This is a genomic window from Pseudomonas sp. GW823-FHT01D03, from assembly GCF_058798255.1.
On record NZ_JBXAKK010000001.1, the window covers coordinates 2,792,386 to 2,808,363 of the forward strand.

Here is a 15,978-nt window from a genome sequence, read left to right on the forward strand (position 1 = left end):
TTTCTGCCTTCGACCTCAGAGGTGATCGGCGTCGATCACTGCCTGAGCAAACGCCTGCGGATCTTCCTGGGGCAGGTTGTGGCCGATGCCGCCGTTGACCAGGCGGAACTGGTACTTGCCGGTGAACCGCTTGGCGTAATCCTCAGGCGCCGGGTGCGGCGCGCCGTTGGCGTCACCCTCAAGGGTGATGGTCGGCACGCTGATCGACGGGGCGCTGGCGAGTTTCTGCTCCAGCGCCGCGTATTGCGCTTCGCCCTGCACCAGGCCCAGACGCCAGCGGTAGTTGAACACGGTGATCTCGACGTGATCGGGGTTTTCCAGCGCTTTGGCGCTGCGGTCGAACGTGGCGTCATCGAACGCCCACTTCGGCGAGGCGAGCTGCCAGATCAGCTTGGCGAAGTCGTGAGTGTTTTTCCGGTAGCCGTCGCGGCCACGTTCGGTGGCGAAGTAGAACTGATACCACCACTGCAATTCGGCCTTGGGCGGCAACGGATTCTGCCCGGCAGCCTGATTGCCGATCAGGTAGCCGCTGACCGACACCAATGCCTTGACCCGTTCCGGCCATAGCGCCGAGACGATGTCTGCCGAGCGTGCGCCCCAGTCGTAACCACCGAGCACCGCTTGCTTGATGTTCAGGGCATCCATGAAGTCGATCACGTCGCTGGCCAGCGCCGCAGGCTGACCGTTACGCAGTGTCTTGTCCGAGAGGAAATGCGTGTCGCCATACCCCCGCGCATACGGCATCAGCACCCGATACCCCTTGGCGGCGAGCAGCGGCGCGACCTCGTCATAGCTATGAATGTCGTACGGCCAGCCGTGCAGCAGAATCACCACCGGCCCCTGCGCCGGACCGGTTTCGGCGTAGGCCACATCCAGCAGCCCGGCCTTTACATGCTTGAGCGGGCCGAACGGCGAGGGCGCGGAATAGCTGACGCTGTGCTCGTCGGTTGCCGGTTGCGCGGCGGCGGCGGTTGGCATTTGCGTCGCCGCCATTGCGCCGAACAGCGCCACGGCGAGGATGTTCATACGGTTGAATGCTGCGTTTTTCATGCTGAAGTCTCCTTGGCAAGCCTGTTGGGGGCAGGTGCGGGCCGAGCCCGGCAAACCTTGCAGGCATTTGAACGCCGGGACGTATCTGGCCCATGTCGAAAAAGCGCGGTGATTCAAGTTCATGTATCGCCGCGGCGTCTGTACACACTGTGATACACAGCCGGTGTGCTTTGTATGGCCGTGTATCCAGCATTGCGCGCGATACACGGCGAGACCAAACCCGGGTTTTTCGACACATCGCCGCTACACACGGCAGTCACAGTGCAGGCCTTCACACCATGACTGTCGAGAGGGTAATTGCATGCAACGCACACTGATTCTGGCCACTGTTGCCGCACTGGTTTCATTCACCGGCCTGGCGCAGGCGGCAGACGCTCAAGCCATGAGCTGGCAGCAGGGCCTGAGCCGTACCGACCTGATTCGTCAGGACCTGGGCGCCGCGGATCGCGAGGTGATACAGGCGCGGATCGATTTCGAACCGGGTGTCACCGCGCCGCGGCATGCGCATCCCGGTGTCGAGGTGGCGCATGTGCTCAGCGGCACGCTGGAGTATCAGCTGGAGGGACGTCCGGCGGTCACGCTAAAGGCCGGGGACTCGCTGTTCATCCCGGCTGGCGTGGCCCATGTGGCGAAGAACGTCGGCCAGGACAAAGGCGTGGAACTGGCGACCTATGTGGTGAAAAAAGGCCAGCCACTGCTGGAGCTGAAGCCGTGATCGGGCTTATCTGGCGCGCAGCAACTTGCGGTAATCCACCGGTGAAATCCCGCGTGCCTGACGGAAGGAATGGCTGAAAGAACTGGCCTGCGAGTAACCCAGCATCAGGGCGATGTTCATGATGCTGGTCTCGGTGCGGCGCAGGTAATGGTCGGCCAGTTCCATGCGCATGGTTTCCAGCACCTGATTGAAGTTTTCCCCTTCGGCGGCCAGTTTGCGCTGCAAGGTGCGCGGCGAAATCGCCAACTGCCGGGCCAGACTTTTCAGGCTGAAATCACCGGTCGGCAACTGTTCGGTGAGCAGTGCGCGCAATCGATCCGTCACCGAAAGCGCCGGGTACGACAGGCACAACTGCCAGTCGGCCTCCAGCAACATGCTGCGATGCATGCGCGGGTCGGCGCCCTGGATTCGTGCCGAGAGTGTCGACTCGGCGAACACCAGCGCATTGCATCCGGCCTCGAACTGCACCGGACAGCCAAAAAAGTCTTCGTACAGCGCCGGCTCACCCAGCGCCGGATGCATCATCCGGACTTCGAGCATCGGCTGATGACTTGCGATCAACCAGCGGCCGAACGCTGCCCAGCCGACCATCAGCGCTTCCTGATGCAGGGCGCAGTAAGGTTCCAGTTCACTGATGCGCTGATCTTCGAGAGTCACGCGGCCGTCGCCGATAACAATCCGGGTCTGGCTGGACGGACTGTCGTAAACGATCTTGCCGAACCGCAGAATCATGTTCAGCGATTCGCCGAGCGTCGCGCTGGTCATCAGCACATAACCCAGCACGCCGTAGGTGCCCGGGCGTACGGCGGCGCCGACCAGCAGGCCGAAATGCGGCAGGTTGCTGCTGAGCGCCGCCAGCTCCAGCAAGCTACGCAGCTGGCGCATGGGGATGCGCACAATCGAGTCGGACAACTGCTCGCGTGAAAGTCCGGTTTGCCGCAACAGCCAGTCGCCATCGCAGCCGTGTTGCTCGGCGACGTCAAGGACGTGGTTAACGAAGGCAGCGCTGGAGGTGGCGGGTCGCATGGGGGGAGGGGAAGTCCGGTAATCCGGTGATCTTGCTTTTCCGAAAGGTGAAGAAAGCGACGTCGCCAAGGCGCGCGGCGTCAATAGACCCTACATGCGCCCGATCACCGGAATACCGGTGCCGGTGACCGCTGAAGCCTGTTCCGAAATCAGAAACAGGATGACCGCCGCCAGTTGCGCAGGTGTCACCCAGCGCTGGTGCTCGGCATCGGGCATGGCCTCACGGTTTTGCGGGGTGTCGAGCACGCTCGGCAGCACGGCATTGACGGTGATACTCATGTCCTTGAGCTCTTCGGCGAGGCTTTCGGTCAGGCGCAAAACGCTGGATTTCGACGCGGCGTAAGCGCCCATGCCCAGCCCGGCCTTTGCCGCCATGCTCGATCCGATATTGACGATGCGCCCGGCCGAGGATTGCAGCAGCAATGGCAGCAAGGCTTTGCTGGCGTTCAATGCGGTTCGAAGGTTCAGCGAGTAGAGCCGATCCCAGGCCTCTATCGCACTGCCCAGCAACGGCTCCCAAGCATAGCCGCCGGCGCCGTTGACCAGGGCGTCGAGGCGACCGAAATAGCGATTGATCTGGTGGGCGACTGCCTGGCAATCGGCAAGGGAGGTCAGATCGATGCCGGACAGGACCAGTCGATTGTGGGAACTGGGCATCGCCATCGTCGCCTGATCGATCAGCACCAGATCTGCGCCCTGGGCTGCGGCCATGTCCGCCAGGGTCTCGCCGAGATTCCCCAGGGCGCCGGTAATCGCCACAACGCGCCGTGAGAGTGACTGAGTCATCAAGAGTCCTTTCCTTTTTAAGGGCGCATACTCTAATGACATCGGTGGCCCGTGGCATGCTTTTGGATGTCAACTTGTTGCGCAAAAGTGCCAAAATTTTATGCTTGGCAAAACAACGGGAAAGGGTCGTTAAACAGGCGTCAGAAAGTTGGCTTGAGGCTGGCGGCGCCAAGCGGATTCTGAAAGCCTGGCGATGGTTTGGTCTGGCATTCTTGTCGCTGTTTCGCCAAGCGCAAATGCTGTCCTGAAGTCTTTAGCACGCTTTTTTTCGGACGACGCAGTACAAACCAGAAGTCTGTTTTTTGCGTCACATAATCTGTTGCTGCAGCAAGTCAGTGCTGCTTGTATCCTTGCGCGCGACAAGGACACGCGGCTGCAGTCATCGAGTCGGTCGACCCGCCGCAGGAACGGAAACCGGACTTTCCCAAAGGTAGTAATGTGAAGCGTGATACCCGCCTGGTTGTGCTTTTGTTGTTGGTGATCGGTTGTTCCCTCGGGTCACTGACGGTATGGAAAGTGTTGGCCTCTCGAGAGCGCGCACTGGAGGAAGTCAACGTTCATGGCTTGAACCTGACCCAGACGCTGGCGACTTATTCCGAAGGGATCGTCCGCCAGAGTTCGTTGCTGCTGCTGGGGATCGTCGAACGTCTGGAAACCGAAGGCAGTGGCCCCGCGCAGATCCAGCGTCTGAGCGCACTGGTCAACCGTCAGGAACCGCTGATGCCACAGCTCAGCGGCATCACCATTTACGACAATCAGGGCCGTTGGCTAATGTCGTCCAACCGACCGATCCCGGCCGGGGCCAACAGCAGTGATCGTGTGTATTTCATCCATCATCGCGATGATCCGAGCCGCGAAACCTTTATCGGTCCGCCGATCCAGAGCCGCTCCAATCAGGAGTGGGTGATGACCGTCAGCCGCCGTTTCAATGACGCGCACGGCGAGTTTGCCGGGGTGGTGGCGGTGACCCTGGGAATCGAAAACTTCCTGCGCCTGTTCGGCAAGATCGACGTCGGGCAGGAGGGGGCCATCGGTTTGTCCTACACCGACGGCACGTTGCTGGTGCGCTATCCCTTCCGCGAGCAGGACATGGGGCGCAACTTTTCCAAGTCGCCCATCTATGCGAAGTATCTGGTTGATCGGTCCGTCGGTACCGCGTCGTTTACCTCCAGCCTCGATGGGGTCGAGCGGCTCTACGCCTTCCGCAAGAGTGACCGGCTGCCGCTGATCACCACTGTCGCTCTCGGCAAGCGCGAGGCCCTTGCTGCGTGGCGCATGGAGGCCTGGCTGTCGGCAGTGGTGGTCGCGGGGTTGCTGGGGCTTACCGGGCTCATCGGCTGGCTCCTGATTCTCGATATTCGCAGGCGTACCAGGGCTGAAGACCAATTGCGCGGGACGCAGCAACAGTTGCTTTCCTCCAATCGTCAGCTTGAGTTACTGGCGATGAAGGACGCCCTGACCGGCCTGGCCAACCGGCGCTGCTTCGATGAGAGCCTCGCCATGGAAGCCCGGCGCGCACAACGTGACGGCACGACGCTGGCGTTGCTGATGATTGATATCGACTACTTCAAGCTGTTCAACGACTCATTCGGGCATGTCGCCGGCGATGCCTGCCTACAGAAGGTCGGCACAATCCTTGAAGGTTGTGTACGGCGCCCCTCCGATCTGGTGGCGCGTTACGGCGGCGAAGAAATGAGCGTGATCATGCCTGCCACCGACAGCGACGGTGCTGCGGTGGTGGCGCAGCTGATCCTCGAACGCTTGGAGCAAGGGAACATCGCACACCCCTCCAGCCCGTTCGGCCGGCTGAGTGTGAGTATCGGCATCGCTACGGCTTCGGGGTCGCAACTGCAATCCTTGCAAGGGTTGATCGAGGTCGCCGATCAGGCGCTGTATAACGCCAAGGCGCTGGGGCGTAACCGGTTTGTGAAATGATGGGTGGGCATTTATCCGATAGATCGCCGTCGGGCTGACTTTCACGCCGGGCGGCGAACCCGCTGGGTGTCTTTTGATGGCGGACACCCGAACTGGCGACTGTATTCCCGGCTGAATTGCGACGGGCTTTCGTAGCCCACTCGATAGCAGGCACTCGCCACATCCAGCCCTTCGCCGAGCAATAAGCGGCGGGCTTCCTGCAGGCGGAGCTGTTTCTGGTATTGCAGCGGACTCATGGCCGTCACGGCCTTGAATTGATGATGCAATGTGGAGCTGCCCAGACTGGCAACCCGGGCGAGTTCTTCGATGCGCAAGGGTTGGGTGTAGTGGTTGTTCAGCCAATCGATTGCCCGCGTTACCCGGCGTGTTTGCGAGTCACCTAGGGCAAGCTCATACAGACGACGACCGTGCACACCTCGCAGGAGCCGGTAATACAGCTCGCGAAGGGCGAGGGGCGCGAGCATGCCGATGTCCTTCGGTGTTTCCAGCAGCCGGACCAGCCGAAGCATTGTTTCCAGCAGAGGCACATCGACCTTTTCAATGAACAGGCCAAGCTCCGGCTCGTCGGGGACGCCCGTCGGGGGCGCATCGGCGATGACCTGCGCGATTTCCGTGGCTTCGAAATCAATGCGGATACACAGATAAGGCGCCTCCGGGCTGGCCATCAGCACGCGCCCGGACACGGGAAGTGTCACTGAGACCACCAGGTAACTGAGCGGGTCGTACAGGTAATGGTCGTCACCCAGGCCGACTTCTTTTTGTCCTTGCACGATCAAGCAAAGTGCCGGCTTGTGCACGGTGTGGATCAGCTCCGAAGGTGCGTCAAAACGGATCACATGCAAGGGCGCTACGGCGGTCTCATAGACCCCGGGTGCGCTAAACCGTTGCGTCAGCAAGCGAACCAGTTCGTCACGGTAGATGGCCGTGTTTTGCAGGATGAAAGCATCGCTCTGTTGCATTTCAGGCTCTCACAAGTGTGCATGAGCGTCTGCCCGGAACTGTCCAGGCAGACGATATTCACCCGACATCATTAAAGTGCTCATTGCCGATAAAGGACCATGCCGGCGTGATACAGCACGTCGTCATGAAAATGCCCGTCAGCGGTGAAGCCGGTGTCGTCCCAGTACTGGATATAGTCACCGGTTATTTCGTAGCGACCTTCATAAGCACTGTTATTTTTACCACGCGCCTCGTCATAACGCCCAGTGGTCAGAAGCTCGTGACGGATGAATCCATCGGCGGTAACCCACATGCCGGCGTAACGATGGTCAGGCGTGATTTGTCTGGCATTTTTCATCAGCTTTACTCCTCAGTCCTCATTCAATCCGAGCGGCCTGCCTTGGCCTGTGTCTGCATCCGTTGCGTGCTTTCAGATTACGTAGCCGAGCGCAGTGGTGTTAGGACGAAACTGCCGCAGATTTGCCTGATCCTCTCGGGCTTGCCGGCGGATCTTTCCTGTAATGGCTCACCCGGCCTTGACGGTCATGCCGCCGTCGGCCATGACCACCGAACCGACCATGAAGCTGGCACGGTCCGAGGCGATGAACGCGACCACTTCGGCGATTTCTTCCGGTTGTGCCGCACGGCCGATCGGCGCGGCCTCGCCGTGCTGGGCGAGAAATGCCGGGCCATCGTCGACTACATTGTTGAGGATGTTGGTCACCACATCTCCGACGCCGACGGCATTGACGCGAATGCCGTGGCCAATGACCTCAAGCGCCAGGGTGCGCGTCAGTTGCGCGAGTGCGCCTTTGGAAGCGGTGTAGGCGGCGATGGTGGGGAAAGCGAAGTAGGAGGCGTAAGACGCGATGTTGACGATCGAACCGGATTTATTCGGCATCATCGCCTTGACTGCTTCGCGGCTATGCAGAAATGACGCCGTGGCATTGACCGCCTGAATGCGCTCCCAGTCTTCGCGAGTCATGTCGATGACCAGCTTGTTGATGATGATGCCGGCGTTATTGACCAGAATGTCCAGTCGACCAAATTGCTCGATGGCCAATGCGACCGCGCGTTCGGCGGCCCCGTCCTGAGTGATGTCGGCTACCAGTGGTACCAGCCCGGGGCGAGCCAGCGCCTCTACCTCAGGGTTGATATCTTCGGCGATGACTTTGGCGCCGCGGGCATGCAGCAGTAGCGCGATGGCCTTGCCGATGCCACTGGCCGCGCCAGTGATCAGAGCCACTTTACCGGCCACTTCGTTTGGTGTGCTGTGCTTGATATCGGTCATGATGTTCTCCAGCATTTTGATCGAGTAGGGATTGGCCGGGTCGGCGCCCGCAAGGCGCTGTCATCGGCGACGGGCCTACTGTCTCGCAGCGGGGCGAGGTCGGCTTTCGGGAGATTGCCCAGGCTGTCGGGGTTTTGCGCTGAATCTCAGCAAAAGGACATGTTCATGACCAATACCGGGCGAACGGCGTTGCAACAGAAGTCCACTTCCTCCCAGGACTTGCGCATCACCGGGCAGTCGATGGGTGACTACCTGCCGAGCGAGCCGCAGGCGTTGCCAGCGTGTCCGGAAATCAAGGACACCGTGATCCGGTTTTTTACCCATGGCAGCGTGGTTGAACCCGTTCTCGTGCCTGCGGTGGTGGAGCCGCTGCTCGTCCTGGTCCTGGCGGGGGCGGCGAGGGTGGAGGAGCGCGTGCCGGGTGGCGAGTGGGAAGCGGCGGAGGTCAGCGCCGGCGATTTTTTCCTCACCAGTTCCGACGAGCCTTATGAGATGCGCTGGCAGACTCATGGGGGCGATACCTTTGAAGTCATGCACCTTTATCTGGGGCTGCCGCTGATCGAGCACGCGTCGCGTGAGCTGTCGGGTGAGTACGCTGGCGCTGTGCGTTTGCGTGATATTTCCGGGGCACGCGACGCGCGCGTCGCGTTTGTGATGGAGCAGTTGCGCACCGAACTGGTTCTGGAGCGCTCGCCCAGCGCGCTGTTTGCCCGCTCGCTGGCACAGGCGCTGGCCGTGCATCTGGTGCGCAGCTATCGCGCCGAGGCCCGCGGCGGACGTCGGAGCAACGCCTTGCAAGCCTACAAACTGCGCAAAGTCACTGACGCCATGAGTGCGGATCTGGGCGCTGAATTCAGTCTGGCAAAACTGGCCGGACTGGCCGAGCTGAGCGAGTACCACTTCAGCCGTCTGTTCAAGCGTGCGACGGGTTTTTCGCCTTCGCAGTACTTCATCCGCTTGCGCATGATTCGCGCGCGGCAACTGTTGCTCGAGACCGGCCGCAGTGTCATCGACATCGGGCTGGAGGTCGGCTATTCAAGCCCCAGTCACTTCTCTCAAGTGTTTCGTCGCGAGGTGGGCGTAACGCCCAGCGAGTTCCGTGGGGCTTGAGCATCGCTGCCTTATCTGTTTTGCAGATTGCTGCACACCGACACGAATAGGCAAAAGTTGCGCAGGTTTCGGCACGCGCCGCACAGACGTGTGCCCTTAATCTTTTCGACGTACCCCAGCAGTAACGCCCGCGACTTCAGCGGTCGCTGCTGAACTTCAATGCTGAGAGCAGGAGCTACGGATATGTCGAACATTCAAAACAAAGTCGTGCTGATCACCGGTGCAAGCAGTGGTATTGGCGAAGCGGCGGCCAGGCTGATCGCCAGCAAAGGTGCCCATGTGGTACTCGGTGCCCGCCGTACAGAGCGTCTGGACCAACTGGTCAGCGAGATCCAGGCCGCAGGTGGCTCGGCCAGCGCCCGCGCACTGGATGTCACGGATCTGCAATCGATGCAGGCGTTCGTGACGTTCGCCAAGGCGCAACATGGCAAGGTCGACGTGATCATCAACAACGCGGGCGTGATGCCGCTGTCTCCTCTGGCCTCGCTGAAGGTCAACGAATGGAACCAGATGCTCGATGTCAACGTGCGCGGGGTGCTGCATGGTATCGCTGCGGTCTTGCCGGACATGCAGGCGCAAGGGTACGGGCAGGTTATCAATATCTCGTCGATCGGCGGTCTGGCGGTCTCTCCAACCGCCGCGGTGTACTGCGCGACCAAATTCGCCGTCCGCGCCATCTCGGATGGTTTGCGCCAGGAAACCGACAAGATCCGTGTCACGGTGGTGTGCCCGGGTGTCGTCGAGTCGGAACTGGCCGATACGATTTCCGATGAGGAGGCACGCGAGGCAATGAAAGCCTTCCGGCGTGTGGCGCTCAACGCCGACGCCATTGCACGAGCACTCGCTTATGCCATCGAACAGCCCGACGATGTGGATGTGAGTGAGATCGTGGTACGCCCGACGGCCAGCCCGCACTGATCGGTCCTGGCAGGCAATCGTTCTCCGGCCCAAGGCAGTCGTGGATTAACGGCTGCTTTGGGCCGCTTCATTTATTGAGGCCACAACGAAAACCATCTGTCGCGCCGTCAGTCGCCGCCGCTGAACACTCCAGAACCGCAGCCCTCTACCGACTTACAAGTCACCCGGGGGCAATAACCATGTGCGACATTCGCAAAGAGCAGGCGTTGGCCGCCTGGCGAAAATTACTGGAAGAGCCGGAGATCCGTATGGACGCCGAGGATCAATACGACGAGTTGCTGAAAATGGCCGATACGATGGAGCAGGAAGGACTGATTACAGCAACAGAATGGCGCCAGCTGGTGCGCAAGGCCGGGGTGAGGTTCGCCCAGACTACGGAGGGACTCTCGGGCGGAACCTGAAAGTTCGGCGGGGCAGGGCGCTGAGCGCCCTCTGGATCGCGGCCTTACCCGTTACGCGAAGCAGACCGCAACCGCCTCGCGCGACAGCTTTATCGGCGAAAAAGACGCAGGCAAACTGCACAACGACAACAACATGGCGCAATTGCGTTTTGAGCACATGCTCAACGACGACCGGACCTTGGGCGGCGGTTTCCAGTGGCTCGACGGTTCGCTCAAGGGCAACGCAATCGAGGCCAATGGCATTGCCGATGACGGCCGCACCCTCGGGCGAAATTTCAACTATCGCAAGCTGGAGTGGACCGAAAAGGATACCCAGCTCAACCTGACCGGGCATTTCTATACCGCGGGTTTGCAGCACAGCGTTGACCGATAAACTCAAGGTGCTGGCCGGGGCGCGTTTCGAGCGCTTCGAACATGATTACGAAACTTACGTGCCCGGAGGCAAGAGCTGGCAGGCCAGTGACAACGCGGTGACTCCGCGCATCGGCGTGACCTACGACCTGACCGAGACATTGGCGGTCTATGCCGACGCTGCGCGCTCCTTCAAGCCTTGTAGCAAGGTGGAGCGCAACGCTCACAGGCCACAAATGAAACAGCCCTGAATATCCAGGGCTGTTTCTTGTTTATCCGATAACGCTTGAAACGTTCTTGCTGTAGCCGCTGCCGGCCTCGGTCAGATTAGCGTAAAAGATACAGCCGATCAGTCTCGCGAACAGGCCTAACGTGTCCGCCAGATCCGGGTCGTCGAAAATGACCGCCCTGGAGTCCAGTGCACACAGCGCGCCCCAAAGTTGTCCGTCGGGCAGGAAAATCGGCGCACCTGCGTAGCTTTCAATCAAATATTGCTTTACCACCGGGCGTGTGGAAAACCTGCCGTCGCGACTTATCTGCGGCACGAAAAGCACCTGAGGGTCTCTGCGAAACTCGCTGCACAGCGTGGTCTCCAATTCCAGCGTGTCGCCGGAGTTGATCCCAAGTTCGATCGGATCGTAGGCGGAACAGACGATCCAGTCCGTGTCGGTGAATTTTGCGATCGCCGCGAAGCGTGTCCCGGTCATGCGTGTGACGAGCTGCAGAATATTGGTGGTGGCTTCAATTTCAGCGATAGAGGAACGTTCCTCTGCGCTTAGCAACGCTCTGTGAATGGTCTCACTGAGAGGCATGCATTGTTCTCCGGTAATGAATGATCGAGCTGGCGACTGCTGAACGCGATTGAAACTGCCCGTTTTGATACCAAGCCAAACGGATTCGTTCACATGAAAGGTTCCTGATGGCTGCCATAGCGAAGGGTCATTGGCGTTCGGCTTGAGACGCCGTTATCGGCGGCGTAGGCTTGATCACACCATTTGTTGGATATCGCGAAGTGCAGGGTGATGAAGTGGAAGGCGTAGTGTTGAACGAAAAGATGCAGCGTGAGGCTGATCGGCTCTTGGCGCAGATTGTCCGGGCAGACTCGATGATCATCGCGGTGAAGGCGGGTGCCCGTGCGGATGGCTTCGTGCTTGGGCTGGAAACCAGCGGGGTTTTACGTGCCGGCGATGCTGAAAAGTTGTACGTCATCTTTGAAGCGGCTTTGGTAGAGCGTCTGAAAACGCTTTCGCGGCCTTGAGCTGCGTGTCAGTCGCGCGCGGGTGGGCGGAAGGGAAAAGGCGTAGCGGGGTAGTGGGGCCGGCGGTGGAGGCTTAGTCCGAGCCACCGGCAACGAGCATGGTTACTCTACGATGCAAATCCAGCGGTGGTTCTGCCGGTATGGCGCGCGAGTGAAGTGAACATCTGAAACCAGATTCATTCCTTGCTCTTGGAGCGCCTCGGTCAGTTGTACGAGTGTCTCTGCCTGGATAGTCATTGCTGTCACCTCGTCAGATTTTCTGCGTTCATAATTCTTGACCAAGGGGGCAACTGGCTAATTCAATTTTTCTACCTGATTGATATGCAAATCACCCAGACCCGCTACTGGCGTCGGTTTGTAGCATCAAATTGTCGACATGCGAGGGGGGGGCTACCTCATTCGGCCGATGCGCGATGACATCGATGGCCTAATGTGTCGTCAATTGAGAAGTGCGGGTTGCATTCAGAACAGTGACCAGCCACTTCGATCTCAACGGAGTGCTGTAGAAACTCTTGATCGCGGTAGCAGGATGACTTGATCGATCTTCGGGCCTTAGACTGCGAAGACCCGAAGATCGGAGCTTTTTTTAGATCCGATGGATCTGAGTGATGTGCGGCTTGCCATTAATTGGCGCGTAGATTTCTACGATCGCTTGCCAGCCGTTTGGCGAACCCGGAAGCGTAGCTTTCGACTTGTAGCGATAGTTGGTGCCATTAACGACTTGGCTGGAAACCTCTTCGGGCGTGTAGCTCACGCCAACGAAGCCGGCCAGTGCTTCTTTGAAGACTTCCTGATCCTTGGGAGTCAGTTTGTGGTAAGGGGTCCATCCACCAACAAGATGTTCTTGAGCTGTCATGAATTAAATCTCCCTATTTAAATTCCTACTCGTTTGGCTTTTCGGAGTACGCCCCGTTTATTCAATGGTTTCCGGAATCCATATCCTGAATAGTTTTCCGTGCATCCCTGACTGCATTGAGATGATTGTCCAGGAAAACACCGATACGAGCTTACTGCCGGTGCCGGGGAGTGTAGGTGAAGAGGGAGGGAGGTCAAGGCGATCGCTGCGAAGAGGTCAAGGCGGCGTCTTGTAAAAAAGGCAACCGGAGCTGGCATATGTCGAATGGGTAGGAGCGCTAACCACGAGCGTCCAGTTGCGCCAAGTGCACTTTTCCGGCACCGGTTTCAAAAAGTCGAGGCGATTGCCTGGGCGAGTTGCATGTCGGTCATCAAAGGCGAGCCGTACGTCGAGCGGTAGTATCGAGATGCTTGCTCAAATTGAGCGTCGCGGATCTCGCCATCTGAGCCAATGAATGCAAGAGCATCAGCCTTCGCAGGCTTGAAGTTTTTTGCCGCCAACTCAGACAGTCCAGTGGTTCCTGACAGGAGGAATGTTGGAGCCATCATCATCATCGAGTTTTCGTACGAACCCCTATCTTCCGCAAGGGCTTGGGTGCTGATCAGTGCGAGAGTGATGATGCCGGAGGCTTTCCATGAGCCCATATTACAACCGCTTCCTTGCTGTCTAATGTGATGGCGCAAAGATAGCAGAGTAGGGTGTTTGCTAGAAACAAGAAGCCCGGCGCTGGACCGGGCTTTCAGGAAAAAATCAGGAGCTGAACTGCGGTTTATTTGTGTAAGCGGAAATCGCAAGTTAAGCGACGGACACGGGGAGCGCCTTCTGCTTGACCTTCGTGGCCAGATAGGTCTCAAACTTTCCAGATCCGAAAGTAGTCGGGGTAATTGTGGTCATACTTGATCCTGGGGCCGTAGAAATTTTTAAGTTCGGCAGTCTTCCAGTGTTTTGCCCAATAAATCCCGACGCTTCCATCTGGCACGAAGGTGCTATCAATAGGGATGCCACCCTGGCCAAGGTGGACAAATACGTTGCTGGAGAGTTTTAACTATACGGGTCTGCCGTCTGTTTCGGAAGGAAAAGCAAGTCTGTCAGCTTTCGCTTTATCATAATGCTTAGTCAAAAAAATAGTTTTGCTGCGGAGGCTGACAAGCACTGTTTTCATGGCTTTGGTCTTCTGGCTATATAATCAGATGATCGTTTGGAGTATGGGTAAGGGTGCATTCGGACGATTGCGAATGTTTTTTGGACGCCAGAATATTAACTGTTTGACTAGTTCTTGGTAATTTTGTATTTCCACCTCAGGAAGAAATGCTAGGAATTAGTAATGAAAAAATTGCATAAAAAGATCGCCTTGGTCACTGGGGCTTCTAAGGGCATTGGTGCAGCGATTGCTAGGGAATTAGGAAAGGAGGGTGCAACTGTAATAGTCAATTATGCAAGCAGTAGCGAGGATGCTGATCGAGTCGTTTCGCAGATCCTTAAAGCTGGTGGCAGGGCTTATGCGATACAAGGTGATGTCTCCAGTAACGTCGATATCAGCGCCTTGTTCAGGAATATCATGCATCAACATGAATATTTGGATATTCTGGTGAACAATGCGGGCGTTTACTCGACCAACGCTTTGGCTGATATTACCGAAGACGAGTTTCACCGACACTTTAATCTCAACGTTTTGGGCCTTATAAAATGCACCCAGGCAGCGTTGGATGTGTTCAATCCAGCAGGAGGCAGCATCGTCAATATCAGCTCTAGCGTTACTTCATTTACTCCCGCGAACTCTACGGTTTATACAGCTTCCAAGGGAGCGGTAGACGCTATCACCCGTACACTTGCCAATGAGTTAGGGCCAAGGAATATACGTGTTAACTCGGTTAATCCAGGTTTGGTCGTAACAGAAGGTGTGCATGCTAGTGGTTTCTTCGCAGAAGAATTCCGTCAAAAAATTGAAGCCATTACGCCCTTGGGGCGCATCGGCAAACCAGAAGATATTGCGCCCGCCGTTGCCTTTCTCGCTTCACACGATGCAAGTTGGATAACCGGAGAAACACTGGTTATTGGTGGTGGCCTGCACTAAGATAAAACGGTATGCTCACGGGCATACCGTCGAGGTGATTTCGACATGACTCGCTTGAAAGCGGTACTGAAAGCGCTTTCCGACTCATACCCTAATGAATAGGCAATAGTGGATATAGATTCTTCGGATTTTCTCAGGCGATCACTGGCTAAAAACATACGCCAATACGTCAGATATTCCATTGGGGCTAACCCAATTACTTGCTTAAAACGCAGTGCGAACGCCGAGCGTGACATAGCTGCTAACTGTGCCAGTTCTTGGACGGTCCAGCGACGTGATGGATTTTCATGAATTGCCCTCAAAGAGACGCAGATGCAGCGATTAGCCAAACCATACAACCATCCAATACCTAGTCTGTCGAGAGTCGCTAGGTGCGCGCGAAGAACTGCGGCTAAGATGATATGTACTAGATACTCGCTTATAAGTATGCGTCCAGGAAGTTTCTCTCGCAGTTCTGAACTAAAACGCTCGAGTGCCCAGCGCATGATCAACGTCTGATTTTCATTACCTTGCATGTGAACCAGGCTGGGCAATGTACTGAGTATGAGTTGGGAAGGAGCACCGGAGAATCCAAGTCGTACACCTATAAGTTGAGTGTCATCACCCCCGTAATTCAATCTAATTTCCTCTGAGCTGAAAGTTCGGATGTGATCATCTGAGTTCATGACTGTTTTGGACGTATCAGTGTAAAGCTTGAAAGATTTTCCATGGTTTATGAGAAAGCAATCGCCTTCAAGTAGTTGTTGTGGCTGTTGTTCACCATTGACGTGCAGCCAGCAACTACCCTTAAGGATCGCTGAAAAGTAAATGCCTTCTTTCTCCGGAAAGCTAAATGCCCAAGATCCACCCAATGTTAGTGACATTGAGCAGTGGTCGCTGGTCATTATTAATGATAAAACATTGGATAATGGATCCATTTATTACCTTGAATGGTTATGGTGTTGTATTTTATGATTTTATATATGTTTTTATTGTGCGTTTCCCCGGTTTTCTCTGTGGAAATTTCGCGAGTGCGTAAGCTAATAATTTCTATTGTGGTAGTGAGGTCTGAGACAGGTTGGCGCATCTCAAGACCGGGCGAGTTTAGCTTTTTACGTGCTTGTAAATCCGTGGCGCATTTCTTTTGTAATGTTTTGGTATAATAAATCTGTGATGGCTAAATGGTTTTTTAAAACTAATTTAATGCGCCGGTTTGTAATTGTTTTGATTCGGTGGTCGGTTTATTTTTATTGGTAAGATGGTTGATGGTTGTTTTTCAGTGCTCTAGA

At 56.9% G+C, this 15,978-nt stretch carries 17 protein-coding genes and 2 pseudogenes; 8 read left to right on the forward strand and 11 right to left on the reverse strand.

The features are described from left to right. Nucleotides 1-15: 15 nt before the first annotated feature. Complete coding sequence (locus AC1RBR_RS12125; protein ID WP_492564577.1) at nt 16-1,050, reverse strand: alpha/beta fold hydrolase; 1,035 nt, start codon at nt 1,048-1,050, stop codon at nt 16-18. 301 nt (nt 1,051-1,351) lie between these two features. Between AC1RBR_RS12125 and AC1RBR_RS12130 the strand changes: the two genes are divergently transcribed. Then, nucleotides 1,352-1,765 carry a cupin domain-containing protein gene (locus AC1RBR_RS12130; RefSeq protein WP_492564578.1) on the forward strand — a complete coding sequence of 138 codons (414 nt, stop codon included), beginning with the start codon at nt 1,352-1,354 and terminating at the stop codon, nt 1,763-1,765. 6 nt (nt 1,766-1,771) lie between these two features. On the opposite strand, the gene AC1RBR_RS12135 is transcribed toward AC1RBR_RS12130, so the two are convergent. Together AC1RBR_RS12135 and AC1RBR_RS12140 are read right to left on the reverse strand one after the other, a co-directional pair. Then, nucleotides 1,772-2,791 (reverse strand): AraC family transcriptional regulator, encoded by a 1,020-nt coding sequence (locus AC1RBR_RS12135; protein ID WP_492564580.1) that lies wholly within the window; start codon nt 2,789-2,791, stop codon nt 1,772-1,774. Between the two features lie 90 nt (nt 2,792-2,881). Beyond that, nucleotides 2,882-3,577, reverse strand: coding sequence for an SDR family NAD(P)-dependent oxidoreductase (locus AC1RBR_RS12140; protein ID WP_027613831.1), 696 nt, complete (start codon nt 3,575-3,577; stop codon nt 2,882-2,884). 438 nt (nt 3,578-4,015) lie between these two features. On the opposite strand from AC1RBR_RS12140, the gene AC1RBR_RS12145 reads away from it, so the two are divergent. Beyond that, entirely contained in the window at nt 4,016-5,512 is a 1,497-nt protein-coding gene (locus tag AC1RBR_RS12145) for a sensor domain-containing diguanylate cyclase (protein WP_492564582.1), read from the forward strand. Nucleotides 5,513-5,553: 41 nt separating this feature from the next. On the opposite strand, the gene AC1RBR_RS12150 is transcribed toward AC1RBR_RS12145, so the two are convergent. The 3 genes from AC1RBR_RS12150 to AC1RBR_RS12160 form a co-directional block, all read right to left on the reverse strand. Continuing rightward, nucleotides 5,554-6,471, reverse strand: a complete 918-nt coding sequence (locus AC1RBR_RS12150) for an AraC family transcriptional regulator (RefSeq protein WP_096796854.1) — start codon at nt 6,469-6,471, stop codon at nt 5,554-5,556. 80 nt (nt 6,472-6,551) lie between these two features. After that, a complete protein-coding gene (locus AC1RBR_RS12155; protein ID WP_330207483.1) occupies nt 6,552-6,809 on the reverse strand; it encodes an Atu4866 domain-containing protein in 258 nt (85 codons plus the stop codon). Nucleotides 6,810-6,977: 168 nt separating this feature from the next. Beyond that, nucleotides 6,978-7,742, reverse strand: a complete 765-nt coding sequence (locus tag AC1RBR_RS12160) for an SDR family NAD(P)-dependent oxidoreductase (RefSeq protein WP_492564584.1) — start codon at nt 7,740-7,742, stop codon at nt 6,978-6,980. A 165-nt stretch (nt 7,743-7,907) separates the two neighbouring features. Between AC1RBR_RS12160 and AC1RBR_RS12165 the strand changes: the two genes are divergently transcribed. The 4 genes and pseudogenes from AC1RBR_RS12165 to AC1RBR_RS12180 all read left to right on the forward strand — a co-directional run. Continuing rightward, the gene (locus AC1RBR_RS12165; protein WP_492564585.1) at nt 7,908-8,852 is read left to right on the forward strand and encodes a helix-turn-helix domain-containing protein; all 945 of its coding nucleotides are present in this window, start codon (nt 7,908-7,910) and stop codon (nt 8,850-8,852) included. Nucleotides 8,853-9,035: 183 nt separating this feature from the next. After that, nucleotides 9,036-9,770, forward strand: coding sequence for an SDR family oxidoreductase (locus AC1RBR_RS12170; RefSeq protein ID WP_492564587.1), 735 nt, complete (start codon nt 9,036-9,038; stop codon nt 9,768-9,770). 179 nt (nt 9,771-9,949) lie between these two features. Then, nucleotides 9,950-10,171, forward strand: coding sequence for a hypothetical protein (locus AC1RBR_RS12175; RefSeq protein WP_492564589.1), 222 nt, complete (start codon nt 9,950-9,952; stop codon nt 10,169-10,171). Nucleotides 10,172-10,199: 28 nt separating this feature from the next. Next, nucleotides 10,200-10,740 (forward strand): annotated as a pseudogene (locus AC1RBR_RS12180) (TonB-dependent receptor domain-containing protein); the annotation flags it as partial. 54 nt (nt 10,741-10,794) lie between these two features. On the opposite strand, the gene AC1RBR_RS12185 reads toward AC1RBR_RS12180, so the two are convergent. Continuing rightward, a complete protein-coding gene (locus AC1RBR_RS12185) occupies nt 10,795-11,334 on the reverse strand; it encodes a GAF domain-containing protein (protein ID WP_492567230.1) in 540 nt (179 codons plus the stop codon). A 215-nt stretch (nt 11,335-11,549) separates the two neighbouring features. Here AC1RBR_RS12185 and AC1RBR_RS12190 point away from each other — a divergent pair, with 215 nt between their 5' ends. After that, complete coding sequence (locus tag AC1RBR_RS12190; RefSeq protein WP_492567231.1) at nt 11,550-11,780, forward strand: hypothetical protein; 231 nt, start codon at nt 11,550-11,552, stop codon at nt 11,778-11,780. A gap of 586 nt (nt 11,781-12,366) precedes the next feature. Here AC1RBR_RS12190 and AC1RBR_RS12195 read toward each other — a convergent pair. From AC1RBR_RS12195 to AC1RBR_RS12205, 3 genes and pseudogenes are all read right to left on the reverse strand, one after another. Then, nucleotides 12,367-12,636 (reverse strand): hypothetical protein, encoded by a 270-nt coding sequence (locus AC1RBR_RS12195; protein WP_103483306.1) that lies wholly within the window; start codon nt 12,634-12,636, stop codon nt 12,367-12,369. Nucleotides 12,637-12,962: 326 nt separating this feature from the next. Next, entirely contained in the window at nt 12,963-13,280 is a 318-nt protein-coding gene (locus tag AC1RBR_RS12200) for a DUF2388 domain-containing protein (RefSeq protein WP_492564592.1), read from the reverse strand. A 206-nt stretch (nt 13,281-13,486) separates the two neighbouring features. Then, nucleotides 13,487-13,654: pseudogene (locus AC1RBR_RS12205) on the reverse strand (BstA C-terminal domain-containing protein); the annotation flags it as partial. 306 nt (nt 13,655-13,960) lie between these two features. Here AC1RBR_RS12205 and AC1RBR_RS12210 point away from each other — a divergent pair. Further along, the gene (locus AC1RBR_RS12210) at nt 13,961-14,710 is read left to right on the forward strand and encodes an SDR family NAD(P)-dependent oxidoreductase (RefSeq protein ID WP_492564594.1); all 750 of its coding nucleotides are present in this window, start codon (nt 13,961-13,963) and stop codon (nt 14,708-14,710) included. Here the strand turns inward: AC1RBR_RS12210 and AC1RBR_RS12215 are convergent. Then, nucleotides 14,707-15,627 (reverse strand): AraC family transcriptional regulator, encoded by a 921-nt coding sequence (locus tag AC1RBR_RS12215; protein WP_492564595.1) that lies wholly within the window; start codon nt 15,625-15,627, stop codon nt 14,707-14,709. The genes AC1RBR_RS12210 and AC1RBR_RS12215 overlap by 4 nt on opposite strands. Nucleotides 15,628-15,978 lie beyond the last annotated feature (351 nt).

Coding starts and splice junctions, on each gene's coding strand:
- AC1RBR_RS12125 (WP_492564577.1), bottom strand. CDS start 1,050: ATGAAAAACGCAGCATTCAACCGTATGAACATCCTCGCCGTGGCGCTG.
- AC1RBR_RS12130 (WP_492564578.1), top strand. CDS start 1,352: ATGCAACGCACACTGATTCTGGCCACTGTTGCCGCACTGGTTTCATTC.
- AC1RBR_RS12135 (WP_492564580.1), bottom strand. CDS start 2,791: ATGCGACCCGCCACCTCCAGCGCTGCCTTCGTTAACCACGTCCTTGAC.
- AC1RBR_RS12140 (WP_027613831.1), bottom strand. CDS start 3,577: ATGACTCAGTCACTCTCACGGCGCGTTGTGGCGATTACCGGCGCCCTG.
- AC1RBR_RS12150 (WP_096796854.1), bottom strand. CDS start 6,471: ATGCAACAGAGCGATGCTTTCATCCTGCAAAACACGGCCATCTACCGT.
- AC1RBR_RS12155 (WP_330207483.1), bottom strand. CDS start 6,809: ATGAAAAATGCCAGACAAATCACGCCTGACCATCGTTACGCCGGCATG.
- AC1RBR_RS12160 (WP_492564584.1), bottom strand. CDS start 7,742: ATGACCGATATCAAGCACAGCACACCAAACGAAGTGGCCGGTAAAGTG.
- AC1RBR_RS12165 (WP_492564585.1), top strand. CDS start 7,908: ATGACCAATACCGGGCGAACGGCGTTGCAACAGAAGTCCACTTCCTCC.
- AC1RBR_RS12170 (WP_492564587.1), top strand. CDS start 9,036: ATGTCGAACATTCAAAACAAAGTCGTGCTGATCACCGGTGCAAGCAGT.
- AC1RBR_RS12175 (WP_492564589.1), top strand. CDS start 9,950: ATGTGCGACATTCGCAAAGAGCAGGCGTTGGCCGCCTGGCGAAAATTA.
- AC1RBR_RS12185 (WP_492567230.1), bottom strand. CDS start 11,334: ATGCCTCTCAGTGAGACCATTCACAGAGCGTTGCTAAGCGCAGAGGAA.
- AC1RBR_RS12195 (WP_103483306.1), bottom strand. CDS start 12,636: ATGACAGCTCAAGAACATCTTGTTGGTGGATGGACCCCTTACCACAAA.
- AC1RBR_RS12200 (WP_492564592.1), bottom strand. CDS start 13,280: ATGGGCTCATGGAAAGCCTCCGGCATCATCACTCTCGCACTGATCAGC.
- AC1RBR_RS12210 (WP_492564594.1), top strand. CDS start 13,961: ATGAAAAAATTGCATAAAAAGATCGCCTTGGTCACTGGGGCTTCTAAG.
- AC1RBR_RS12215 (WP_492564595.1), bottom strand. CDS start 15,627: ATGGATCCATTATCCAATGTTTTATCATTAATAATGACCAGCGACCAC.